General features: G+C 35.7%; 16 protein-coding genes and 1 riboswitch. Of the genes, 12 read left to right on the forward strand and 4 right to left on the reverse strand.

What is annotated here, in order from left to right:
* The first annotated feature begins 54 nt into the window (after positions 1 to 54).
* Positions 55 to 2481, forward strand: a complete 2427-nt coding sequence (locus ACJJVP_RS09645) for a sodium-translocating pyrophosphatase (RefSeq protein ID WP_405413149.1) — start codon at positions 55 to 57, stop codon at positions 2479 to 2481.
* A gap of 57 nt (positions 2482 to 2538) precedes the next feature.
* Here the strand turns inward: ACJJVP_RS09645 and ACJJVP_RS09650 are convergent, their stop codons facing one another.
* Positions 2539 to 3246 carry an energy transducer TonB gene (locus ACJJVP_RS09650; protein WP_405413151.1) on the reverse strand — a complete coding sequence of 236 codons (708 nt, stop codon included), beginning with the start codon at positions 3244 to 3246 and terminating at the stop codon, positions 2539 to 2541.
* 235 nt (positions 3247 to 3481) lie between these two features.
* Here ACJJVP_RS09650 and ACJJVP_RS09655 point away from each other — a divergent pair, with 235 nt between their 5' ends.
* The gene (locus tag ACJJVP_RS09655; RefSeq protein ID WP_405413154.1) at positions 3482 to 4483 is read left to right on the forward strand and encodes an App1 family protein; all 1002 of its coding nucleotides are present in this window, start codon (positions 3482 to 3484) and stop codon (positions 4481 to 4483) included.
* Between the two features lie 2 nt (positions 4484 to 4485).
* On the opposite strand, the gene ACJJVP_RS09660 is transcribed toward ACJJVP_RS09655, so the two are convergent.
* The 3 genes from ACJJVP_RS09660 to ACJJVP_RS09670 are packed head-to-tail and all read right to left on the reverse strand — an operon-like array spanning position 4486 to position 6687.
* The gene (locus ACJJVP_RS09660) at positions 4486 to 5088 is read right to left on the reverse strand and encodes an aminotransferase class IV (RefSeq protein WP_405413157.1); all 603 of its coding nucleotides are present in this window, start codon (positions 5086 to 5088) and stop codon (positions 4486 to 4488) included.
* Positions 5072 to 6046, reverse strand: coding sequence for an aminodeoxychorismate synthase component I (locus tag ACJJVP_RS09665; protein WP_405413160.1), 975 nt, complete (start codon positions 6044 to 6046; stop codon positions 5072 to 5074). Before ACJJVP_RS09665 ends, ACJJVP_RS09660 begins: the two co-directional genes overlap by 17 nt.
* Positions 6047 to 6072: 26 nt before the next feature.
* Positions 6073 to 6687, reverse strand: coding sequence for a deoxynucleoside kinase (locus ACJJVP_RS09670; RefSeq protein ID WP_405413162.1), 615 nt, complete (start codon positions 6685 to 6687; stop codon positions 6073 to 6075).
* 194 nt (positions 6688 to 6881) lie between these two features.
* Between ACJJVP_RS09670 and ACJJVP_RS09675 the strand changes: the two genes are divergently transcribed.
* The 10 genes from ACJJVP_RS09675 (at position 6882) to thrA (ending at position 24749) form a co-directional block, all read left to right on the forward strand.
* Positions 6882 to 7739: a GLPGLI family protein gene (locus ACJJVP_RS09675; protein WP_405413164.1), complete on the forward strand. Its 858-nt coding sequence runs from the start codon at positions 6882 to 6884 to the stop codon at positions 7737 to 7739.
* A gap of 38 nt (positions 7740 to 7777) precedes the next feature.
* Positions 7778 to 10456 (forward strand): carboxypeptidase regulatory-like domain-containing protein, encoded by a 2679-nt coding sequence (locus ACJJVP_RS09680; RefSeq protein WP_405413167.1) that lies wholly within the window; start codon positions 7778 to 7780, stop codon positions 10454 to 10456.
* A gap of 254 nt (positions 10457 to 10710) precedes the next feature.
* On the forward strand, positions 10711 to 11967 hold the full coding sequence (gene metK, locus ACJJVP_RS09685) for a methionine adenosyltransferase (protein WP_405413169.1): 1257 nt from the start codon (positions 10711 to 10713) through the stop codon (positions 11965 to 11967).
* Positions 11968 to 12312: 345 nt separating this feature from the next.
* Positions 12313 to 12510 (forward strand): hypothetical protein, encoded by a 198-nt coding sequence (locus ACJJVP_RS09690; protein WP_405413170.1) that lies wholly within the window; start codon positions 12313 to 12315, stop codon positions 12508 to 12510.
* A 420-nt stretch (positions 12511 to 12930) separates the two neighbouring features.
* Complete coding sequence (locus tag ACJJVP_RS09695) at positions 12931 to 14874, forward strand: CocE/NonD family hydrolase (RefSeq protein WP_405413173.1); 1944 nt, start codon at positions 12931 to 12933, stop codon at positions 14872 to 14874.
* 89 nt (positions 14875 to 14963) lie between these two features.
* Positions 14964 to 16391 carry an amidohydrolase gene (locus ACJJVP_RS09700; protein ID WP_405413175.1) on the forward strand — a complete coding sequence of 476 codons (1428 nt, stop codon included), beginning with the start codon at positions 14964 to 14966 and terminating at the stop codon, positions 16389 to 16391.
* A 72-nt stretch (positions 16392 to 16463) separates the two neighbouring features.
* A complete protein-coding gene (locus tag ACJJVP_RS09705) occupies positions 16464 to 18086 on the forward strand; it encodes a sulfatase (RefSeq protein WP_405413178.1) in 1623 nt (540 codons plus the stop codon).
* A 186-nt stretch (positions 18087 to 18272) separates the two neighbouring features.
* The gene (locus ACJJVP_RS09710; RefSeq protein WP_405413181.1) at positions 18273 to 19466 is read left to right on the forward strand and encodes a hypothetical protein; all 1194 of its coding nucleotides are present in this window, start codon (positions 18273 to 18275) and stop codon (positions 19464 to 19466) included.
* Positions 19467 to 19710: 244 nt separating this feature from the next.
* Positions 19711 to 19814, forward strand: a riboswitch (SAM riboswitch).
* A 139-nt stretch (positions 19815 to 19953) separates the two neighbouring features.
* The gene (locus ACJJVP_RS09715) at positions 19954 to 21228 is read left to right on the forward strand and encodes an O-acetylhomoserine aminocarboxypropyltransferase/cysteine synthase family protein (RefSeq protein WP_405413184.1); all 1275 of its coding nucleotides are present in this window, start codon (positions 19954 to 19956) and stop codon (positions 21226 to 21228) included.
* A 134-nt stretch (positions 21229 to 21362) separates the two neighbouring features.
* Positions 21363 to 24749 (forward strand): bifunctional aspartate kinase/homoserine dehydrogenase I, encoded by a 3387-nt coding sequence (thrA, locus tag ACJJVP_RS09720; protein ID WP_405413186.1) that lies wholly within the window; start codon positions 21363 to 21365, stop codon positions 24747 to 24749.
* Positions 24750 to 24835: the final 86 nt, after the last annotated feature.

A 24835-nucleotide genomic window follows, 5' to 3' on the forward strand; every position in this document is an offset into this window, starting at 1 on the left:
TTATTCTATTCTAATTTACTACATTAGTTGATCTAACAACTAACAATAGATTAAATGGAGTCAATGATGATTTACATGCCAATTCTTATGGCAGTACTAGGCCTAATTTACATGGGCATTAAAAGATCTTGGGTGATGAAACAACACGCCGGAGATGGAAAAATGAAAGAAATATCAGATTACATTTATGAGGGTGCCTTAGCCTTTTTAAGTGCGGAATATAAGCTTTTGGCTGTATTCGTTGTATTAGTTAGCGTTCTGCTTGCTATCGTTTCTTTTGTAGTGCCCACAACACATATGCTAATTGTGGTCGCATTTATTTTTGGAGCTATATTTTCTGCATATGCGGGTAATATAGGTATGAAAATAGCAACAAAAACGAATGTAAGAACAACACAAGCGGCACGCACAAGTTTGCCAAATGCCTTAAAGATATCTTTTGGCGGTGGTACCGTAATGGGGCTTGGTGTTGCCGGGTTGGCGGTATTGGGGCTGACCGTATTTTTTATCATATTTTTTCAATTTTTCATGGGCGGTGTTTGGACATCGACTATGGAGATGACTGTGGTTCTTGAAACACTTGCAGGCTTCTCTTTAGGAGCGGAGTCAATTGCACTTTTTGCACGTGTGGGCGGTGGTATTTATACAAAAGCTGCAGATGTTGGTGCCGATTTAGTAGGTAAGGTAGAAGCGGGTATTCCTGAAGATGATCCTCGTAACCCTGCTACTATTGCAGATAATGTAGGTGATAATGTTGGTGATGTTGCTGGTATGGGTGCAGATTTGTTCGGTTCGTATGTGGCAACTGTTCTAGCAGCTATGGTTTTAGGTAACTATGTAATAAAAGATATGGGCGGTAGTATTACCGATGCCTTTGGTGGTATAGGTCCTATTTTATTACCAATGGCAATTGCTGGGGTAGGTATTATTATTTCCATTATAGGTACCATGTTGGTGAAAATTAAAAGTAACGATGCAAAAGAAGCCCAGGTAATGGGCGCTTTGAATATTGGAAACTGGACATCAATTATTTTGGTTGCAGTTTCTTGTTTTGGTTTAGTAACGTGGATGCTACCGGAAACTATGAAAATGGAATTCTTTGGTGAAGGATTAGTGGAGATTTCAGCAATGCGTGTATTTTATGCCACTTTAGTAGGTTTGGTAGTAGGTGCCGTTATTTCTTCGGTAACCGAGTATTATACAGGGTTGGGGAAGTCTCCTATTTTAAAAATAGTACAACAATCAAGTACTGGTGCCGGTACTAATATTATTGCAGGTTTGGCAACGGGTATGATTTCTACATTCCCATCGGTATTATTATTTGCAGGTGCTATTTGGGCATCTTATGCTTTTGCAGGTTTTTACGGTGTAGCATTGGCTGCCTCTGCCATGATGGCAACTACTGCTATGCAGTTGGCAATTGATGCCTTCGGTCCAATATCCGATAATGCAGGAGGTATTGCTGAAATGAGTGAGCAAGAACCTATTGTAAGAGAAAGAACGGATATTTTAGATTCAGTTGGTAACACCACTGCCGCTACAGGAAAAGGTTTTGCTATTGCTTCTGCGGCATTGACTTCTTTGGCTTTATTTGCTGCGTACGTAACTTTTACGGGAATTGATGGAATCAACATTTTCAAGGCTCCGGTATTGGCAATGTTATTTGTTGGCGGTATGGTGCCAGTAGTATTTTCTGCCTTGGCAATGAATGCGGTTGGTAAAGCAGCTATGGAAATGGTACAAGAGGTTAGGCGTCAGTTCAAGGAAATACCCGGTATAATGGAAGGTACGGGTAAACCGGAATATGATAAATGTGTAGCGATATCTACACAAGCGTCATTAAAAGAAATGATGTTGCCAGGATTGTTGACTATTGGTTTCCCTTTAATCATTGCTTTTGTTCCGATGTTATTTGGAATGAACAAATTGGCAATCGCAGAAATGTTAGGTGGTTATATGGCAGGTGTAACGGTATCTGGTGTATTATGGGCAATCTTTCAGAACAATGCTGGTGGTGCTTGGGATAATGCCAAGAAATCATTTGAAGCAGGTGTTGAGATTAATGGCGAAATGACCTATAAAGGTTCAGAGGCTCATAAGGCAGCTGTAACTGGTGATACGGTTGGTGATCCTTTTAAAGATACATCTGGACCTTCAATGAACATTTTAATTAAATTGACTTGTTTAATAGGTTTGGTAATTGCACCAATATTAGGTGGTCATGCAGAAGAAGGTGTTGCATCGTTAAATGATACGAAAGAAGTGACCATAGAAATGAATGTAGAAAGTGCAGATTTGGCGGAAGCTATTGTCACTTATTCTACTACTGTTAATGGTAAGTCTGTTACGGAAGAAGTAATTTATAATGGTACTAAGGCAGAAGTAGAAGCTCAATTGAAAGCTTTTGAAAATGCTACCGTTGAGAAAAAAGGTACAGCTACAGAAATAACTATAGAAAAAGTGGAAATCAATAAACAGTAATTTCACATTTAGAATATAAAAAAACCTCAGCATTGCTGAGGTTTTTTTGTTTTATAACTATTGTAGTTTGAATGTGATTGGAATTGCAAAAGAGACTTTTACAGCAGAACCTCTTTGTTTGCCAGGAGTCATTTTTGGAAGTTTCGATAAGATTCTTACAGCTTCTTTTTCTAGTACATCGTGTGGACCTCTTTTTTGAATAGTGCCAATAGTACCATCATTGTTAATCATGAATGTTGTGTTCACTTTGCCTTCAATGTTCATTTCTTGAGCTAATTCTGGGTAACGAAAGTTTTTACGAATATGCTTTTGCATCATGTCATTAAAACAAGCTCTTTTATCTTTTTCATTTTCACAACCTGGGAATACAGGGACTTCTTCAATGGTAATCCAATTTACTTTTACCTCTTCGGGCTCTTCTATGACCTCAAAATCTGTTGGATCTACAACTTCGGTGTCTGGTGTTATTTCAATGGCAATAACTTCAGTTTCTTCAATAGGATCATCATCTTCAATAATTTCTATTTCAGTTGGTAAAACTGGTGGTTTTGGAGGCGGAGTTACTTCTATTTCGAAAATTGGAACTTCTTCATCGTCAATTGAGTCATCAACATCGTTCAAGGCTACATCAATATCATAGATAGGGTCAAATGATTTCCATTCTAATGCGGTGTATACCATACCTAATACTAATAGTAGTCCGATTACAAAGAACGTTCCGCTCTTTTTGTTCAGGTCTTTCTGTGGATTCTTTTTTGGTCTCATAATGTTTAAATTTTAGACTTGCGTATACAAGTGGGTTATTATTCATTTTTGCTTGTCTAAAACTATGGTTATACTATAGGTTTTAAAACGAGTAATGAGTTAACGCTGCTTTTGGGTGAGTAAAAACGACTTTCGCTAAAAACGCAGGCGGAGAATGGATGATTGTGAATGTTTAATTAGATAATTTTTAAAATAAAAATTTTAAAGGTTGTTGAAAGACCGTAATTTTAACGTCATGGGTATTTTTAAAAAAGATAAACTTCAAATCATTAATTTTCAGTCATACGGTAGTGCTAATCGTTTGTACGTAAGAGGTAGGGCAATTGAAGATGAAAATATCGATTTAGATCAGAAAGGTTTTTTCAATTTAATTAAAAATACATGGAAGCGTTTTGAAACCGATGAAATTAAAAATGCACCTTTAAAAATCACATTTTCTAACGGTGATACAGTAGAAGGTACTACTGATTGTGATGGTTATTATTTAATTGATAGGAATATAGAGAGTCTTCAAGATTTGGCAAATGACGAAGGTTGGGTAAAATTTGAGCTTTCGTTTGGCAATACAAATTTAAAAAGGGAGATACTTCTGCAAAATCGTTTTCCCGGCGAAATGCTAATACCATGTAAGCAAGCCAAATTTGGGGTGATCAGTGATATTGATGATACAATTTTACATACGGGAGTAGTGTCTTCTTTAAAATGGAAGGTCATTATAAACACGATGTTTAAAAGAGCTACTAAGCGGTCTCAGTTAGAAGGAGCATCCGATTTTTATACAAAACTACATCAGGGTAAAACAGGAAACGAGGCAAATCCTATTTTTTATGTGAGTCATAGTCCTTGGAATTTGTATAGGTATCTTGAACTTTTCTTAAAGACTAATAATTTCCCAAAAGGTCCGGTTTTGTTACGTAGTATGGCAAGTTTCAAAAGAAGAAAAAAGAGTGATGAAAAGCCGCAGAAGCAAAAAGAAATTAGTGATTTATTAAAGTCCTATCCAGAATTACCTTTTATATTAATTGGTGATAGTGGTGAAAAAGATGGTGATATTTATCAAGAGATATCCATGCTTTTTCCGGGTAGAATAAAAGCTATTTATTTACGTAGTGTCAACCACAGCAAACGAATGGCACGTATTGAAAATCTTTTTGCAGACTTTAAAGATATACCTTTTCTAATGGTCAATAAAACAGCTGAAGCTATTGATCACGCAAAGAAAAACGGATTTATATGATTTTATCCCCTACTTATATTTGTAATAGGCACCCATCTGGTTTCATCAAAATCATTTAGGGCATTGATCAATTGAAAGCTTTCAAAATTGTGTATATCAGCTACTGAAATTCTTTTTTCCGTAATCTTATTTTCATCCAATAATCTAGCTCTACAGGTACCTTCAAGTAATGGAGTTGCTGGAGTTACAATCTGTTTGGCGTCTGTAAGTAGAATGTTGGCATAAGAAGTGTCTGTAACGAGTCCGTGCTTAATAATTAGTACATCATCAAAGTCTCCTTTTTGCTTAAAGAGGTTGTTCAATTTCTTACGATTGTTCCTTTTTACGGGGTATGAAATAATATCATCGCTTATTAGTTGAAGCGATGTAGGTATGCTATTTTCATATTCAGAAAATGAGAATCGCGTGCCATGTTGCTTGTAGCCTATGCGCAGTTTGTATTTTAAAGTAGGGTCTAAATTGGTCAAATGTATACCGTCGAATAATGAATATGTAGGGTGGGTTTTATATTGTTGCATATAAGATTCTCTAAACCTAACCTCGTGATAATGGGCATTTTTAATTTGACTATTTTCAATACAAACAGATTCAAATAATGGGTACATATATTTTTTCTAAAAGTTCTTGATATTCCTCTTCCATCTCGCTAAGGTGTGTAATTCCGCCCCCACTTTTGTAAAAAAGCTTTTTATTGATTTTTTCTATGAAACGAATGTTTACTGCACTGTCAATATCTTTTCCATTAAATACGCCAAAGATTCCCGTATAGAATCCTCTTGGAGCAATTTCTGCTTCAGATATAATTTCTAAGGTTTTCTTTTTTGGTGCTCCGCTAATAGATCCTGCTGGTAATGTTTTTAGTAATAAAGAGGCGAAGTTATCTTTCCAGTTCTCAGGTAATTCTCCTTGAATTTCGGTACTAGTCTGCAATAGTTCTTGATTTCCTTTTCTTATTTTATCTACGAATCTAAATTTATTTACCCTTACTTTTTTGGCAATGATAGAAAGATCGTTTCGTATTAGATCTACAATGGTATTATGCTCATACAGTTCTTTTTTATTGGAAAGTAACAATTCCTCTGCATTGGGTACCTCGCTATTTATAGTCCCTTTCATAGGATAGGAAAAAATGTTTTCATCTTTTACTTTTAGGTAGCATTCCGGAGAAAAAACAACGAATTTATCTTTGTAAAGAAGCTTATATGGGGCATGGGCTTTTTGATAAATCTCATTTAAATTTACCTCTGTATTGAGAGCAGTAGGGAACGTAAGATTTAGCAAAAAGCTATTGCCATTATTCAATTCTTGTTTGACCTTGTTGAAAGCTCTTTCGTAAATTTCTTTAGAAACCAATTTTGGTTTTAAATCAAAATCGACATCTTCAAGATTAGTTTTAGCAAGATTTTCATCATTACCGTTGCCTTTGATATTGAAGAAGATATTTTCGTTTGCAGCTTCTTCAAACGTAAAAACCTTTTTTATTGATTTTTCAAAATCGATAATGAATAAAAACGGAATTTCATCATGAAGAAAGCGTGTCACCTTTTTTTCAAAATCTACCACGGGTTTCGGGATTTGCGAAAGTGAACTTAAAATAGACCGTTAATTTGAGCGTCAATTTTATTAAGGATACTACCTAAATCTTCAGGATTGTCAACAAAATCTAAATCGTCAACATCGATGATCAATAAGTTTCCTTTTTCATATCCATGTATCCACGCTTCGTATCGTTCATTTAATCGGCTTAAATAGTCAATTGAAATTGTGTTTTCATATTCCCTACCTCTTTTATGAATTTGTTTTACCAAGTTTGGTATAGAGCTACGTAAATAAATAAGAAGGTCTGGCGGATCAACCAAGGTTTCCATCAATTCAAACAAGCTAGAGTAATTTTGAAAATCTCTATTGGTCATAAGACCCATGGCGTGTAAGTTGGGTGCAAAAATATGTGCATCCTCATAAATGGTTCTATCCTGTATAATTTCCTTACCGCTTTCTTTGATTTGTAGAATTTGTCTGTATCTACTATTTAAAAAGTATATCTGTAGATTGAAACTCCAGCGTTCCATTTGATTGTAGAAATCATCTAAATATGGGTTCTCGACTACATCTTCAAAATGAGGTTCCCATTTATAATGTTTTGCAAGTAATCTGGTTAGGGTAGTTTTCCCGGCACCTATATTTCCGGCAACTGCTATGTGCATAGAATTAAATTGATTAATGGTTGTGTTCTTGTTCTATAAGAATATTCGATGGTACAAGATACAAGATAACTATAGGAAGTAAAAACATATTTGTTGTATGGCATAAAAATAATTACCTCAATTTGTTTATTAACAGAAATCGATTAAACCAAAAGCTCTAAATAATGTCATACTATTGAATTTAATTCTAGAACATGATAAAATTTAAGTGGTTTGTAGCATTTGTGATTGTATTTGTGGGGGTTCCTGTGCAAGCACAAGACTTTCAAGGTAAGGCAGTATACCAGAGTAAGACACAGGTTAATTTCGATTTTGGTAATAGAAATATACCCGAAGATAGAAAGAAGGAAATGATGGAGCGTATAAAAAAGGCAAATGAAAAGACTTTTGTACTTAACTTCAATCAAACAGCATCTATTTATGAGGAAGAAGAAAAGCTAGAACAACCAGGTGAAAGAGGTAGTGGTCGTGGTCCACGTTTTGGTGGAATGGCTGGTACTGATGGTGATTTGTATAAGAATATTAAAGAGCAACGTTATTTGATAAAAAATGAGCTGCTAGGTAAAATATTTTTGATCGATGATGAATTAGAGGCCTTAGAGTGGAAAATGGGCAGTGAGTCTAAAACCATAGGTAATTATACGGCATTTAAGGCAACAGCTACAAAAACCATTAAAAGACCCAATATGAGTGCGGTTTTTAGACGACCAGGCAGGGGAGAAGAAAAAGAAGAAGAGGCGAAAAAAGAAGATGAATTTACTATCAAAGAAGTAGAAGTTGTGGCATGGTACACACCAGAAATCCCAATAAATCAAGGTCCGGGATTATATTGGGGATTACCTGGTTTAATATTAGCGGTAAACGATGATATTACAACTATTGTGTGTTCAGAAATCACAATGAATCCGTCAGAGAAAATTGAAATTAAAGCACCGAGTAAAGGCAAAAAAGTAACACAGGAAGAATATGATGAAATCTCTCAAGAGAAGATGAAAGAAATGCGTGAGAATTTCAGAAACCGTGGCGGTCGTAATGGCGGTAGACCGAACTAAATTTAGCACCTATAATCCATCTTTTTTACATCAATTAAATGAGAAACAAAGTACTTTTTACACTATTACTTTTGATAGCAGCCATTGGCTCGGCTCAAGAAATATCATTGTCAGGCACCGTTAAAGACAGCTTAGGGGTAGGTGTGGATATGGCAAATGTAATTGCTATTAATACAGCTACCCAAGGTTTAGAATCTTACGGTATAACCAACCATGCCGGACTTTTTAAGCTAAAGCTTAAAACTGGAGAACAATATACGGTGAAGGTGAGCTATCTCGGTTTTAAGCCAGAATCGTTTACGTTTACGGCAGGTAATGGTGATGCCGTAAAAGATATTATAATGCAAGAGCAGGCGGCACAATTAGATGAGGTAGATGTTACCTATGAAATGCCGGTTTCTGTAAAGGGTGATACCATTGTGTATGATACAGATGCCTTTGTTTCCGGTACTGAAAAGAAGTTGAAAGATGTTTTGGAAAACCTTCCGGGTATCGAAATCAATGATGACGGTCAAATAGAAGTGGAGGGTAAGACCGTTAGTAAGGTTATGGTTGAGGGTAAAGATTTTTTTGATGGTGATACTAAATTGGCGGTAGAGAACATTCCTGCGAATGCCTTAAGTAAGGTTGAGGTGTTGCGTAATTTCAATGAGGTTTCTCAAATGAAAGGCCTCACCAATGATGACGATAATGTGGCTTTAAATATAAAGCTGAAAGAGGGAAAAAAGAATTTTTGGTTCGGAGAAATAACGGCAGGTTACGGTCCTGATAATAGGTATTTGGCACATCCAAAGTTATTTTACTACAGTCCTAAATACAGTATTAATATCATCACCGATTTAAATAATATTGGTGAGGTGCCATTTACGCGTAGCGATTACCGAAATTTTACGGGCGGATTCAGAGATTTAAACTCAAGAGGAGGAAGCTCAATTTCTACAGGTGCAGATGCATTAGGACTTTCTTCGGCACAGAACAATAGGGCTAATGATATTGATACCAAATTCGCGGCAGCTAATTTTAGTTACGCGCCGATGGATGGTTTGGATTTAAGCGGATTCGGAATTTACTCGTACACCGGCACGCTCATGAAGTCTGAAGGAACTACATCTTATATTGCCAGTAACGATATTGAAAGCACGACCACGAATACAGACCAGACCGTACATTTAGGTTTGGCAAAGCTTAGTGTCAAATATAAGCCTAATGAAGCTTTTCAATTAGATTTTGATGCACTGCTAAAACAGTCTGATGATAATGAAGAGGTAGATGTGCTTTCTATTTCTTCGATTACGGATCAAATTGCAGAAGTGAAAAAACAAAAACCCTTATCTGTAAATCAAAATTTAAATATTTACTATACTTTAAATGAGAAGAACATTTTTGCAATAGAAGCACAATATTTATATCAAGATGAAGATCCTTTTTATGAAGCAATACGAAATGAATTTGCTTTTGTTGATATTTTTCCGGTAGATGAAACGCAAGATTTGTATAATATCAATCAGGCTAAATCAGTGGTAACCAATAAGGTCGATGCCAAGGTAGATTATTATAGGGTTTTGGGTACAAAGAGTAATATCAATCTAACATTAGGTACTACGCAAAGTAATCAGAATTTCAACTCTAACATTTTTCAGATATTAGATAATGAAGATGTTTTAAATATGAGCGGAGATGAATTTGGTAATGAAGTAGCCTTTCATGTTTCTGATATTTATGCGGGTCTACATTATAAAGTTATTTCGGGCATATTCACTTTTAATCCTGGTGTAACCTTGCATCAGTTCAATGTAAAGAATGAACAATTAGGTACTGTGGTAGAAGATAACTTAACGTCGTTGCTGCCAGATGTATATATTAATGCACAACTGAAAAAATCAGAAAACCTTCGCTTTAATTATCGTGTAACACGTTCGTTTACAGATGTCAGTAATTTTGCGCAAGGCTATGTGCTCAATAATTACAATTCATTGTATAGCGGTAATCGCGATTTAGAAAGTGCATTGAATCATAATGTATCACTTAATTTTTTTAGCTTTAATATGTTCAATTTTACCAATATTTTTGCGAACGTAGCATATACCAAAAGAATAGATGCTTTAAAAAGTGGAGTGAATATTATAGGTATTAATAGGGTGAGTAGTACTATTAATTCAAATTTTGATGATGAGTCTTTAACCGCAAGCGGAAAGTATGAACGTACCTTTGGTAAAATAAAAGCATCTGTGCAAGGTAATTTGGGCTGGTCGACTACCAATAACTTGGTTGACGATACGCAAAGTACCTCAAACTCATTAACACAGAATTATAATGCAGCTCTTTCCACTAATTTCAAAGACGCTCCGAATTTAGAATTAGGCTATAGGTATACGGTAAACAATTACGAGAATGGTGATTTAGAAACAACTTTTTTTACCAGCAGACCTTATGCTCGTTTTGATGCCAGTTTCTTGAAGAATTTTATTTTTACGGTAGATTATGATTATTACAATTATACCGATGATGCGGATACCATTTCTAATACCTATAGTTTTTTAGATTCTGACTTAACATACCAGAAGAAAGATAGTCGTTGGGAGTACGGAATAAAAGGCACAAATTTATTGAACACAACTACCTTGAATAGAGATAGTACCAATGAATTGTTTTTTAGTACACAAGCTTATTTTGTACAACCTAGGTATGTGTTGTTGTCCGTGAAGTATGATCTTTAGTTTAACAGATTTAAAGAAAGAATCCTTAATTCATTTAATTGCGTCAATAAATAACAGCATATTAAGAATTGAACAGAACATTTTTTCTATTTTTGCACCTGAATTAAAAAGTGAGGAGGGATTTGACTGATTGCAACCTCTGTTTTAACCTAAGGGTTCAAAACAAAAAAATGCTAAAGCAGTTGGTGTTGATTTCTAATCACATCATACTTCTTTTCGGCATTCATTCAAATCCATTGAAAAAAAAGATTGTTATGCCATATTTATTTACATCAGAATCTGTTAGTGAAGGACATCCAGACAAAGTTGCGGATCAAATCAGTGACGCGTTATTAGATAATTTTCTTGCCTTTGATCCAGAAAGTAAAGTTGCTTGTGAGACATTAGTAACAACTGGTCAAGTTGTGTTAGCTGGAGAAGTTAAAAGTGATACCTATTTAGACGTACAGAACATTGCTCGTGAAGTCATCAATAAAATAGGATATACAAAAGGGGAATACCAGTTTAGTGGCGATTCTTGCGGAGTGATATCATTGATACATGAGCAGTCTCAAGATATTAGTCAAGGTGTAGACCGTGGTTCAAAAGAAGAACAAGGTGCAGGTGATCAAGGTATGATGTTCGGATACGCAACAAGCGAGACTGAGAACTTTATGCCATTAGCATTAGATATCTCGCACAAAATTTTGCATACTTTGGCAGAAATGCGTCGTGAGAATAAAGAGATTGATTATCTAAGACCAGATGCAAAGGCACAGGTTACTATAGAATATTCAGATACAAATGAGCCAATACGTATAGATACAATTGTAGTTTCTACCCAGCATGATGCTTTTGATGCAGATGACGAGAAAATGTTAGCGAAGATAAAGTCTGATATTATTTCAATATTGATACCAAGGGTAAAGGCACAATTGCCTGTAGATACTCAGAAGTTGTTCGATGATCAGATTACGTATCATATTAATCCAACAGGTAAGTTTGTAATTGGTGGTCCACATGGCGATACCGGTTTAACAGGTCGTAAGATAATTGTTGACACCTATGGTGGTAAGGGAGCTCACGGTGGTGGCGCTTTTAGCGGTAAAGATCCAAGTAAGGTAGATCGTAGTGCAGCCTATGCGGCACGTCATGCAGCGAAGAATTTGGTAGCTGCAGGTGTAGCAACCGAAATCTTGGTGCAAGTTAGTTATGCAATTGGTGTTGTAGAACCTACATCTATTTATGTAGATACCTACGGTACATCTAAAGTAGGCTTGAGTAATGGCGATATAGCAAAGAAAGTAGCAGAGTTATTTGACATGAGACCTTTTGCTATTGAAGATAGATTAAAGTTAAGGAACCCAATTTACTTGGAAACCGCTGCATACGGGCACATGGGTAAACAACCAACAACTATTACAAAGGTATTCGAATCGCCATATAACGGGCGTATCGAAAAAGAAGTGGAATTGTTCACTTGGGAAAAATTAGATAAAGTAGCTGAGATAAAGTCGGTGTTTGGTCTTTAGGGTTATACCATTGTTTTATAAATAATTAAGAAGCTCCTTTTAAGGAGCTTTTTTATGGGCTGATTTTATCTCACAAGCCAATTAACACCCCTTCACAACAAGTTGAGATAGTTTGACCACAAAAACTATTTTGTAGGAAAAAGATTACATATATTTGAAGTGTAATAAATAGAGAATCCCAAATCTCGCCACCTACAAAAGATGAAATATATACTGCTTGTACAAACAAAAAACGGACAGAAACAAGTTCAAGTTGAAGCCCCAAAAGTCAGCTTAATTTTAAATCTGTTTAAGGTATTGAATCTTTGAAAACCTATTAAAGTAATAACTTAACCTACGAATGCCATGTCATTACCCCACAGAATTTCTCTAGCTTTTTTGGCTTGCATAATATTACAATCTTGCTCAAAAGAAACCGACCTAATTTCTGAGTATGTTGTTTTAGATGATACAAGATCCGAATATAGTTCGCTGCAAATTGATTCAAATTTTAAAATTGAAAAATCTAAAGAAACAGTTGCATTGATTCCTTTTTCTGATTAAATTCAATGCCACCAAAAACTAATTAAATGAAAAAACAATTACTCCAAGAAGCTACTGTTCAAGTATATAAAAATGATTTCTTTTCAGGTATTCTTATGCTGGTCAGAAAGTTGTTTATGATATAGTTCTTTACACAATTACTAATTACGCAGCCATATAGTTGGCATTGAGAAGTAATCTGTCTATTGAAAACACACATACTATCCAAATTTTACATTGAGCTTATCCTCTAATAAGTGGTTATAGTTTTAATGTTCAATTGGTGTCGCATTGTTCGTGGCCTAAATACAAATTACTATTTGAAATTACCTGTATTTTAATCACCCGAAAATTTTAACTTTTTTCCTTCTCCTCACTGTCACTAAAACCCTTTTTAATCGATTAAACTTTCTTAGCTTTAAGAATTCAAATTCTTAAGACATGTCAAAGATTACCATCAAACAACTTATTACCTTTGTTTTATTGGCTACAGTAATTGTTTCCTGTAGAAAAACAGCGCCTAAAGTATCAGAAACAGAAGTTTCTGAGACCTATGTACAAGATAACTTTACGAAGAAAGAAGTCGATATCACCATGCGTGACGGCATCACTCTCCACACCACTATATACTCGCCGAAAGATACTTCTCAACAATATCCGATCATTATGCAACGAACTCCTTATAGTTCGCAACCTTACGGAGAAGGTAATTTCAAAACCAAAATAGCCCCTAATATTCACATGATGCAAGATGGCTATATTGTGGTTTACCAAGATGTTCGTGGACGTTGGTTAAGCGAAGGTCATTATGAAAATATGCGTGCTTTCAATCCAGATAAAAAAACGGAAAAGGATATTGACGAAAGTTCAGATACTTATGATACTATAGACTGGTTGGTAAACAATGTAGAAAACAATAATGGAAATGTTGGTATTTGGGGTATATCATATCCTGGTTATTATTCTACGTATGCTGTTGTAGATGCACACCCGGCATTAAAAGCAGCTTCGCCACAGGCGAGTATTGGTGATTTCTTTTTTGATGATTTTCATCATAACGGAGCCTATTTGTTGAGTTATTTTAGAGCAACCTCTTTATTTGGTACTCCCAGGCCAGATGGGGATAAACCTATTGATACGGCTTGGTACGTATTACCAGATTTACCGACAAAAGATCAATATCAATTTTTTTTAGATGAAGGTCCGCTAAAAAATTTGGACCGTTTCTTTGAATACGAAACTAGCGATACACCACGTATGGCAAAAGAAGGTGTTACCGACGATTATTTCTGGAACGAGCTAAAAGAACATCCAAATTATGATGAGCTATGGCAAAGTCGCGGATTAATTCAGCATTTAAAGGATGTAAAACCAACGGTTGCAACTATGGTGGTTGCAGGGGAGTTTGATGCTGAAGATTTATACGGACCTTTGGAAACCTATAAGAATATTGAAAAATACAATGCCGATAATTACAACACTTTAGTTTTCGGACCATGGGATCATGGGGCTTGGGCGCGAAGAAAAGGACAGAATATTGTAGGTAACTATTACTTCGGTGATGGTATTTCAGAGTTTTTTCAGGAGAATATAGAAACTAAATTTTTTGACCATTTCTTAAAAGGAAACGGAGATAAAAATAGCGGATTGCCGGAGGCCTATGTTTTTGATACCGGTAGAAAAGATTGGAAAACTTATGATGCCTGGCCACCAGCGGGAGTAGTTAAAAAAGACATGTACTTATCTGCAGATCAAGAACTGACTTTTGAGCCAAAAGAAGTGGAAGAAGTAAAGTTTATCAGCGATATTAAAAAACCGGTTCCTTACTCAGAGGATATTAAAACGGTTTTTACACCTAGAAAATACATGACAGACGATCAGCGTTTTGCGGCACGCAGAGGCGATGTGTTGGTATTTGAAACCGAAGTGATGGAAAATGATATGACTTTGGCAGGTGATATTCTAGCAAAATTAAAAGTAGCGACTACGGGTACAGCTGCAGATTGGATCGTTAAAATCATTGATGTACATCCAGCAGATGAGCCTGCCTACGAAGGCATGCAAGACCATTTGAAAATGAGCAATTATCATTTAATGGTTCGTAGCGAAGTATTACGTGGGCGCTTTAGAAACAGTTTCTCAGACCCAGAGCCATTTGTAGCAAACCAAAAAACAGATGTAACCATTAAGTTACAAGACGTTTTTCATACCATTAAAAAAGGGCATAAGCTACAAGTTCAAGTTCAAAGCACATGGTTTCCCTTAATAGATTTAAATCCGCAGACCTATGTGAATAATATTTTTAAGGCAGATGAGTCCGATTTTAAAACACAAACACATACGGTATTTACAGATTCTCGTATTGAGTTTTATGTGTTGGAGTAAAATGGTTTATTTATATCATTATTGGTATAGATGAAAACTGAATTATTCTTACTTTTAGTATTATTCTAACTTACCAAACAACCACAAAAATGAAAAAAATAATCCGATCAATAGCTGTTATATTATTACTATTACCAGTAACCACTGAAGCACAAAAGAGCAAAAAAGAAATCATAAAACAGTTAGACACAGAGTACGAAACTTATAAAGATATTGCAAACCAGCTATGGGAGAATCCTGAGTTAGGTTACTTAGAGGAAAATAGTTCGGCACTTTTACAAGAAACACTTAGTGCGGCAGGATTTAAAGTTGAGAAAGGTGTGGCAGGTATACCTACGGCATTCACGGCAACATATGGCTCGGGGTTACCTGTTATAGGAATATTGGGCGAGTTTGATGCTTTACCAGGGATGTCGCAATCTGCGGAACCTATTAAAAAATCAAGGGTAGTAGATGCGCCCGGTCAAGCGTGCGGACATCATTTATTTGGAACAGGTTCTATGGCAGCAGTAATTTCTGTTAAGAATTGGCTAGATGCTACCAAAAAATCTGGAACCATTCGGTTTTACGGAACTCCGGCAGAAGAAGGCGGTTCAGGAAAAGTATATATGGTAAGAGCAGGTCTTTTTAATGATGTAGATGCTATTGTTTCTTGGCATCCGGGAGACCAAAATACCTCTAACCCAAGTACGAATTTGGCAACGATATCAGGTAAGTTCACATTTAAAGGTGTTTCCTCACATGCTGCTGCCGCTCCAGAATTAGGGCGTTCGGCGTTAGATGGAGTAGAGGGTATGAATGATTTGGTAAACATGCTAAGAGAACATACAACTGAATCTACACGAATTCATTACGTAATAACTAAAGGAGGCGATGCACCCAATATTGTACCTGAAGAAGCTGAGGTGTATTATGTTGTTCGCCATTCCAATAGAAAAGAAGTAAAAGCAGTTTGGGATAGAGTTGTTAAAGCTGCAGAAGGAGCTGCCATAGGAACAGAAACTGAAATGTCATATGAAATTATTGGCGGAACGTATGAGCGTTTGCCAAATGAAATACTTGCAACCTTAATGCATGAAAATATGCAATTGGTTGGTGGAGTAAACTATACTCAAGAGGAAATAATATTTGCCGAAGAAATTCAGAAAACATTAAAAACACCAAAAGAAATTGAAAGTGCTAGCGAAATCAAACCAATGGTTTTTACCTACGGTAAAGCCTCTGCCGATACAGGAGATGTAAGTTGGAACGCTCCTTTGGCGGCAGTGAGAACTGCTACTTGGGTTCCTGGAACACCACCTCATAGCTGGCAAGCAGTTGCTGCAGGTGGAACCGATATTGGATTTAAAGGAATGATGGTGGCTGCAAAGACCATGGCATTGACAGCAATAGATATTTTTGAAAAACCTGCTTTGCTAACTAAGGTGAAGGCTGAATTTAATGAAAGAAGAGGGGCTGACTTTAAATATATTGCTTTGTTAGGTGATAGAGAACCGGCATTGGATTATAGAAAGTAATCTGAACATTTTTTAGATAATAGTTATACATAGTTCTTGTTTTTAGTACCGGTCAAAATCAACAAACATTAAATGAAAAATCTAATTTTAGTCATAGCAGGTGTACTTTTCCTGCTACCTACTAAATCCGAAGCCCAAAAGTCAAAAAATAAAAAGCCTAATATCATTTTCATCATGTCAGATGATCATGCGTACCAAGCCATTAGTGCGTATGATGATAAGTTACTTGATACGCCAAATATTGATCGCTTGGCAAAAGAAGGCATGCTGTTTACCAATGCGAGTGTCACCAACTCTATTTGCGCACCATCACGAGCAACGATTCTAACGGGTATGCATACTCATATTAATGGAAAAGTGGATAATTACTTTCCGTTCGATACTACACAGGTGACATTTCCGCAAATATTTAAAAAGAATGGTTATAAGACAGCTATGTTCGGTAAGCTTCATTTTGGGAACAACCCAAAAGGCGTAGATGAATTTATGATTCTGCCGGGTCAGGGTAATTATATAAATCCCGATTTTATTGTTACCAATGGCGATACCATAACCAAGCAGGGCTATGTTACCGATATTATTACCGATGTATCTTTAGATTGGTTAAAAGAAGAAGTTGTCGATGGCGAACCTTTTATGATGATGTATTTGCATAAAGCACCACATAGGCCTTGGTGGCCAAGACCAGATAAGTTCAAAGAATTTACCCAACGAACATTCCCAGAGCCAGAGACACTTTTTGATGATTATAGCAATAGAGGTTCTGCAGCGAAAACTGCAGAAATGAATTTGTTAACGCATATGATGTATAGTCATGATAGTAAAATAAGACCAGAAACCTTGGCGAAAATGGAAGGTAAAGTATTTCCTGTAGTTGAAGAGTTTCCTAATAGTTTTTATGGTCCGTATAACCGTGCTACGGCTGAGCAAAAAGCTTTATATGATCAGGTATTAGATTCTATCAACGATTTCTTCTATGAGAATTGGCCAAAGATGAACGATACCGAAAAAATGAAATGGAAGTATCAGAGATATATGCAAGATTACCTAGGTAGTATTTCTTCGGTAGATGATAACGTAGGTCGCTTGTTAGATTATTTAGATGAAAGCGGATTAGCAGAAAACACAATAGTAATTTATACCTCTGACCAAGGATTTTATTTAGGGGAACATGGTTGGTTCGATAAACGATTTATTTATGATGAATCTTTTAAGACTCCGTTATTGGTGCGTTGGCCAAATGTGGTGAAGCCGGGATCTGTAGAAAATGAAATGGTACAGAATTTAGACTTTGCGCAAACTATGTTGGAAGCTGTGGGTTTCACTCCGCCAAACGATATGCAAGGGGAGAGTTTGATTCCGTTATTAAAAGGCGAAAAAGACAAATGGACACGAGATGGAGTGTATTATCAGTATTACGAATACCCGTCAGTACATATGGTAAAACGCCATTATGGTATTGTAAACAAAGAATTTAAATTGGTGCATTTCTACTATGATGTAGATGAATGGGAGTTGTATGATAGATTAAAAGATCCGAAGGAAATGACCAACGTTTATAATGACCCTGCATATGCAGATACCGTTAAAAAGCTGAAGAAAGATTTGGTAGCACTTCGTAAAAAATACAAAGACTCTCCAGAGCAAGATCAAAAATATATAGAGAAGTACAAGAGTGCTGGGATGATAAAGTAAGTTGTTCCTTATTAGAAATTTTTAATATATATTTTAGGCTCAAATGCTACGTTTGACTTTTTGAAATAGGAAAGTTAAAATTTTAATTGAAATGTTTCTGTATATGGGTAATTAAGCTGATTTAATGAATGATAATTTTTAAAGTTCGCTCTTAGAATTAAAGTGAGTTTTAATGAAAAAAAATAGGTGAAAAAATTTATAATATTACTTTGTTTAATTCAAGTTAGTATAAATTGTTTTTCTCAGGTAAATTTTGAGAAAGGATATTATTATGGCAATAATAATGTTAAAATTGAATGTTTTATTAAAAATATAGAATGGTTAAATAATCCTAATGAAATTCTATATAAAATTTCAAAAGATGGTGAAATACAAACTAAAACTATAAAATCAATAAGTGAATTTGGAGTATCACACGTTGTTTATAAACGTTTTAATGTTGAAGTCGATAGGTCTTCACGGTTATTGGATAAATTAGATTATGACAGGAATCCAAATTATATAGAGGAAGTGCTTTTTCTAAAGCAAATTGTAAAAGGTAATTTAAATCTTTACAGTTATGTTGAGGGTAATTTTTCAACTTTTTTTTATGACGGTAAAGAAAAAGCTATTACACAATTGGTATATAAAAAATATTATAAAAGCGAATCAATAGTTGCTGAAAGTAATATTTATAAGCAAGAGTTGTTGAACAATTTAATATGTAAAAGTATTTCTACTAACAATATCAATACATTAAGATATTCAAAAAAGAGCTTGTATAATATTTTTGTAAAGTACAATACATGTAAAGGTGTAATTTTTGATAAGGAGGATGAAGGAAAAAAAATATTTGGTCTAAATTTAAAGACTGGAATTAATTTTAACTCATTTAAAATTCCTTCTAGGTCTGCTTACAACCCCTCTTCTTATGAATTTAATTTTGGAAATATTGTAGGGTTTCAAATAGGGTTGGAGTCCGAATTTGTACTGCCGTTTAATAGAAATAAATGGGCTGTCATTATTGAGACTTCGTATAATAATTTCAGATCAGAATCTACATCGCTTAATTATTTGCCCGAAACTGTTACACTTAATTACAGGACTCTTGAATTTCCTGTCGGATTAAGACATTCGTTTTTTTTAGATGAAGAATCAAAGTTTTTTATTAATGCTTCTTACGTACTTATTTTTGATTTAGATTCGGAGTTTACCACTAGCAGACCTGGTTTTGAATTTAGTAAGGGAACAAACTTGACCTTTGGTCTAGGATATGAATATCATAAATTTATTTTAGAAGTACGTTACGATATGGATAGAGGAGAATTATTTTCAGATAGTAATAATTATAGTACTGAGTTCACAAGTTTGTCGATCTTATTAGGGGTGAAGATATTATAGCATTTAATTTGTAATTATCTGAAATATGATTTATAGCTTGAGATGTCAATCGCATAGCTGTGATGAAAGTGTTTATCCTTTCCTTTTATAGTTTTCAATAGGCTTTTAAATAGCAAGTGTTAAGAGATAATATACTTTGATAAAACTAACAACAAGACCTTAAATTATATTTTTTTCTTAAAGTTCTAGGTTATTAAAAACTTCTGCCCAATATTTGTAGCTCAAAGTTCAAACACTTATTGAATAGTTATCAAGAAAGGTGGAGGGATTAGACCCTTTGAAACCTTAGCAACCCTTTGTTCCATACAAAGAAGGTGCTACATTCTACCCTTAGGGGATGGATAACAGTAATCGATTTTTTTTCGATATTACTTTCTTATAACTTTTTGATTTTACCTACCCGCATATGATGTTGGTCAAGGTTTGGCTTTTAATTTTTTGCATCCTGAGCGTAGCCGAAGGATTAATTTTTAAAAACAACAAAATCATGAGTAATCACAAATTAGCAACAAACGCATTACACGCAGGTCACGACACAACTACCAACGGTGGTACAAGAGCAGTGCCTATTTACCAAACATCATCGTATGTCTTTAATGACACGGATCACGCAGCAAACTTATTTTCGTTAGCGGAATTAGGTTTTATTTATACAAGATTAAACAACCCTACCAATCAAATTTTACAGGATAGACTAGCTGCGGTAGAAGGCGGAATTGGAGCGGTGGTTTTTGCATCGGGTACAGCGGCAATCTCAACAGGGTTGTTGACATTGTTGAAAGCAGGTGATCATATTGTGGCATCTAGTAGTTTGTATGGTGGTACGTTTAATTTATTGAACGTAACCTTGCCAAGATTCGGTATTACAACAACCTTCGTAGATGCATCTGACCCTGAGAATTTTGGAAAAGCGGTACAGGAAAACACAAGAGCATTTTTTGTAGAATCTTTAGGGAACCCTAAATTGGATGTGTTGGATCTGAAAGGAATTTCGAAAGAATCAAAAGCAGCAGGTGTGCCATTTATAGTAGATAATACTGTGGCTACTCCGTCATTATTGAATCCTATTGAACACGGAGCTAACCTAGTAATACATTCATTGACAAAATATATCGGCGGACAAGGAACTTCTTTAGGTGGAGCAATTATTGATGCTGGTACTTTTGACTGGACCAACGGAAAATTTCCAGAGTTTACTGAGCCATCTGCTGGGTATCATGGTTTGGTATATAGCGAAGCATTAGGTGCGGCGGCATTTACATTTAAATTAATATTAGAAGGCTTACGTGATTTCGGTGGAGCATTGAGTCCGTTTAACGCATTCCAAATTATTCAAGGTTTAGAAACATTACCGGTACGTATTAAGCAACATAGTGCAAATGCATTAGAATTGGCTACATGGTTAGAAGGTAGGTCAGAAGTGGAATGGGTAAATTACCCAGGATTGAAGAGCAATAAGTACAACGAATTGGCAAAAGAATACTTGCCAAAAGGACAGAGCGGATTGGTTACTTTTGGTGTGAAAGGCGGATTTGAAGCTGCTAAGAAGTTGACCGATGCGACTAAAATATTCTCATTGCTAGCGAATATTGGTGATACAAAATCATTGATCATTCACCCTGCAAGTACCACACACCAACAATTAACTGCAGAGCAGCAAGAAGGTGCTGGTGTAGGTCAAGATTTAATTCGTTTGTCTGTTGGTCTAGAAGATATTGAAGATTTAAAAGCCGATTTAGAACAGGCATTTGCAAGTCTTTAATCTCGGTTATCGATATAAAGCAAAATTGAAATAACCGGTCATTGAGCTAAAACTATGTGACCAATTATTTAAAATAGTAAAATATTATTGGCTGAGCGGAACAGAAGCCAAGCCATAAATTGATTTTGAAATAGATGCTACATCAATTACAGATTAAAAAATATAAGACCTTAAGTGGTGCCTCTCAAGATATTCAATTGTCTTATCAGGTATTTGGTAAAGAACTGCACACGGCACCTATTATTTTGGTGAACCATGCTTTAACGGGTAACTCTAATGTTACTGGTGAAGATGGCTGGTGGTCAGCACTTATCGGTGATGAAAAATGTATCGATACCCAAAAGTATACCATTCTGGCATTCAATATTCCGGGTAACGGTCATGATAAATTCGTGATTGAAAACTATAAGGATTTTGTTGCTGGCGATGTAGCTAGGATGTTTTTGCTGGGTTTGCAGCAGTTGAAAGTAGACCGTTTATTTGCTTTGATCGGTGGTTCTTTAGGTGGTGGTATTGCCTGGGAAATGGCAGCATTACAACCAGATTTAACCGAGCATTTAATTCCTGTGGCATCCGATTGGAAATCGACAGATTGGTTGATCGCCAATTGTCAAATTCAAGAGCAGTTTTTGGTGAATTCTAAGCAACCGGTACACGATGCACGTATGCATGCAATGTTATGTTATAGAACTCCGGCGTCCTTTAAAGAGCGCTTCAAAAGAAGTACGAACGAAGAGCTGCAGGTCTTTAATGTAGAAAGTTGGTTAATGCATCATGGCGATAAGTTGCAAGAGCGGTTTCAGCTATCTGCCTATAAGTTGATGAATCAGTTATTGAAAACGATTGATGTCACTAGAGGTGGAGATGAGAATTTCATCAGACTGCAAAATAGTGATACCAATATTCATATTATAGGTGTAGATTCTGATATGTTCTTTACTGCTCAAGAAAATAAAGATACGTTTAAGCAATTGGCTCAAGCGAAAAGCAACGTTACCTATGGCGAAGTACAGTCGTTACATGGGCATGACGCCTTTTTGATCGAGTTCGATCAAATGGAGAAATTGCTTGGTGGTATTTTTAATACCAACGGCAATATCAAGAAGATTAAGATTCTAAAATTTGGCGGTAAATCTTTAAGCAATGGAGAAGGACTAGAGCGAGTATTGGATATTGTAGCCAATAAGGTTAAGAATGAAGAGAATATTGCCATTGTTTTATCGGCAAGGGAAAAAGCAACGGATCAGCTAGAAGAGATGCTGGAGAAAGCCGCAAAAGGTAAAGACTATAAAACTCAGTTTGAGGCTTTAGAAAAATATCAAAAGCATACTTATAAGAATATCAGTTTGTCGGCAGAGTTTAAAGGCTTGGCGAAATTGTATGAAGGTGTTTCATTGTTAGGTGATTATAGTGCCAAAATTAAAGATGAGGTACTTGCCTATGGTGAATTGATATCTACCAAATTGGTTACCAAATTATTGATAGGTAAAGGCATCAATGCAGAGTTAGTAGATACGCGTAAGGTGATAAAGACCGACAATACATTTGGTGATGCCAAGGTATTGGAGGCAGAGTCAAAAGAGCAGGTGTTATTGAAGTTTGCGAATATACCCAAAGATACTGTTGCGGTAGTTACCGGTTTTATTTCATCTACTTTAGATGGGGAGACAACTACATTGGGTAGGAACGGAAGTAATTATTCCGCAGCTCTTTTAGCTAATTTTTTAGATGCTGAAGAATTGCAGAATTATACACATGTTGACGGAATTTACACGGCAAATCCAGATTATGTGCCCGAAGCTAAAAAGTTGGAAAACTTGTCTTATGAAGAGGCGAATGAGTTGGCGAATTTCGGAGCAACTATTTTACATGCGAAAACTATAATTCCGCTTATTGAAAAGAACATTCCGTTGCGTATATTAAATACGTATAATGATGATAGTGAAGGAACTTTGATCAGTGCAAAATCCAGTAAAGAAGGAATAAAATCACTTTCTGTTATTGAAGATGTTGCGATGATCAATATTGAAGGTCGCGGTTTGTTAGGTAAAGTGGGTGTAGATGCTAGAATATTTAAGGCTTTAGAAGCAAGTAATATTAGTGTTAGTATCATATCTCAAGGTTCTTCAGAAAGGGGTATTGGTCTTGTAGTGAAGAAAGACAAGGCGAAAAGAGCGAAATTGGCTTTAGAGAATGAATTCAGTAATGATTTTGAATCTAAAGATGTAAATATGATCACGGTAATAGATGATGTTTCTATCATATCTATTGTAGGTCAAGATTTAAGTACGTTCCATAATCCCTTTAACGCACTGATTAAAAACCAGATTGTGCCTTTGTTGTTCAACAACACGGTATCAGGTAATAATGTGAGTCTGGTGGTGAAGAAAGCAGATTTACACAAGGCGGTAAACGTCATGCACGGACAAGTATTTGGTATCAGTAAAAGGATAAATATTCTAATTTTTGGGCATGGTAATGTGGGAGGAACATTGATTGACCAAATTCTAAAATCTGCCAAAACAATTAAAGATCGTAAGAAATTAGATTTGCGCGTATTTGGTATAGCGAATTCCAAGAAGATTTTATTGAATGAAAAGGGAATTACCAAAAGCTGGAAAACGAATTTAAAGCAAAAAGGAAAGTCATATAAAGTAGAAGATGTTTTTGATTTTGCAAAACGTCATCATTTAGAGAATCTGATCGTTATTGATAATACGGCGAGTAAAGACTTTGTAGCAAACTATTTTGAATTTGTAGAACATGGTTTCGATATTGTGTCTTCAAACAAAATAGCCAATACCTTACGTTACGATTTTTATCAGTTGCTACGAGAAGAGCTGCAAAAGAATCAAAAGCAATATTTGTATGAAACTAATGTAGGTGCAGGATTGCCATTGATAGATACCATTAAGTTATTGCATTTATCCGGTGAGAACATAACCAGAATTAAAGGCGTGTTCTCTGGTTCATTAAGTTATATTTTCAATACTTTTTCAGAAAGCGATGTACCATTTTCATCTATTTTGAAAGATGCGATGCAGCAAGGATTTACAGAACCGGATCCTCGTGAAGATTTATCAGGAAATGATGTCGGTAGAAAGTTGTTGATTTTAGCACGTGAACTAGATTTACATAATGAGTTTGCAGATATAAATATTGATAACCTTATCCCGAAGAAATTACAAGACGGAGAAGTGGCTTTCTTTTTAAAGAATTTAGATGTGTTGGATGCCAAATTCAGTGAAATTAAAAAGAATCAGAAGCCAAATCATGTATTAAGATATGTTGGTGATTTGCATGGAAACCTTCAAAAGGAAAAAGGAGTATTAGATGTGAAGTTGATATCAGTGCCAAAGGAAAGTGCCTTGGGGCAGGTAAAGGGATCAGATTCCATCATAGAAATATACACAGAATCTTACGGTGAAAATCCGTTAGTAATTCAAGGAGCCGGAGCCGGAGCAGCCGTTACCGCAAGAGGGGTATTTGGAGATATATTGAGGATTGCGGAGAAAGGATGACTTCGGCTCCGCTCAGTCACCACGTACAAATGAGTAGTTAGGTGAAAGGCTGGTGGCTGAGCGTAGCTGAAGCCAAATCAGATGAA

Source organism: Maribacter sp. Asnod1-A12 (genome assembly GCF_045063735.1).
Lineage (GTDB): Bacteria > Bacteroidota > Bacteroidia > Flavobacteriales > Flavobacteriaceae > Maribacter.

Excerpts from the sequence above, each read along its gene's own strand:
- ACJJVP_RS09715 (WP_405413184.1), top strand. The coding sequence starts at position 19,954 with ATGAGTAATCACAAATTAGCAACAAACGCATTACACGCAGGTCACGAC.
- ACJJVP_RS09675 (WP_405413164.1), top strand. The coding sequence starts at position 6,882 with ATGATAAAATTTAAGTGGTTTGTAGCATTTGTGATTGTATTTGTGGGG.
- thrA (WP_405413186.1), top strand. The coding sequence starts at position 21,363 with ATGCTACATCAATTACAGATTAAAAAATATAAGACCTTAAGTGGTGCC.
- ACJJVP_RS09690 (WP_405413170.1), top strand. The coding sequence starts at position 12,313 with ATGTCATTACCCCACAGAATTTCTCTAGCTTTTTTGGCTTGCATAATA.
- ACJJVP_RS09670 (WP_405413162.1), bottom strand. The coding sequence starts at position 6,687 with ATGCACATAGCAGTTGCCGGAAATATAGGTGCCGGGAAAACTACCCTA.
- ACJJVP_RS09680 (WP_405413167.1), top strand. The coding sequence starts at position 7,778 with ATGAGAAACAAAGTACTTTTTACACTATTACTTTTGATAGCAGCCATT.
- ACJJVP_RS09695 (WP_405413173.1), top strand. The coding sequence starts at position 12,931 with ATGTCAAAGATTACCATCAAACAACTTATTACCTTTGTTTTATTGGCT.
- ACJJVP_RS09655 (WP_405413154.1), top strand. The coding sequence starts at position 3,482 with ATGGGTATTTTTAAAAAAGATAAACTTCAAATCATTAATTTTCAGTCA.
- ACJJVP_RS09645 (WP_405413149.1), top strand. The coding sequence starts at position 55 with ATGGAGTCAATGATGATTTACATGCCAATTCTTATGGCAGTACTAGGC.
- ACJJVP_RS09700 (WP_405413175.1), top strand. The coding sequence starts at position 14,964 with ATGAAAAAAATAATCCGATCAATAGCTGTTATATTATTACTATTACCA.
- ACJJVP_RS09660 (WP_405413157.1), bottom strand. The coding sequence starts at position 5,088 with ATGTACCCATTATTTGAATCTGTTTGTATTGAAAATAGTCAAATTAAA.
- metK (WP_405413169.1), top strand. The coding sequence starts at position 10,711 with ATGCCATATTTATTTACATCAGAATCTGTTAGTGAAGGACATCCAGAC.
- ACJJVP_RS09650 (WP_405413151.1), bottom strand. The coding sequence starts at position 3,246 with ATGAGACCAAAAAAGAATCCACAGAAAGACCTGAACAAAAAGAGCGGA.
- ACJJVP_RS09705 (WP_405413178.1), top strand. The coding sequence starts at position 16,464 with ATGAAAAATCTAATTTTAGTCATAGCAGGTGTACTTTTCCTGCTACCT.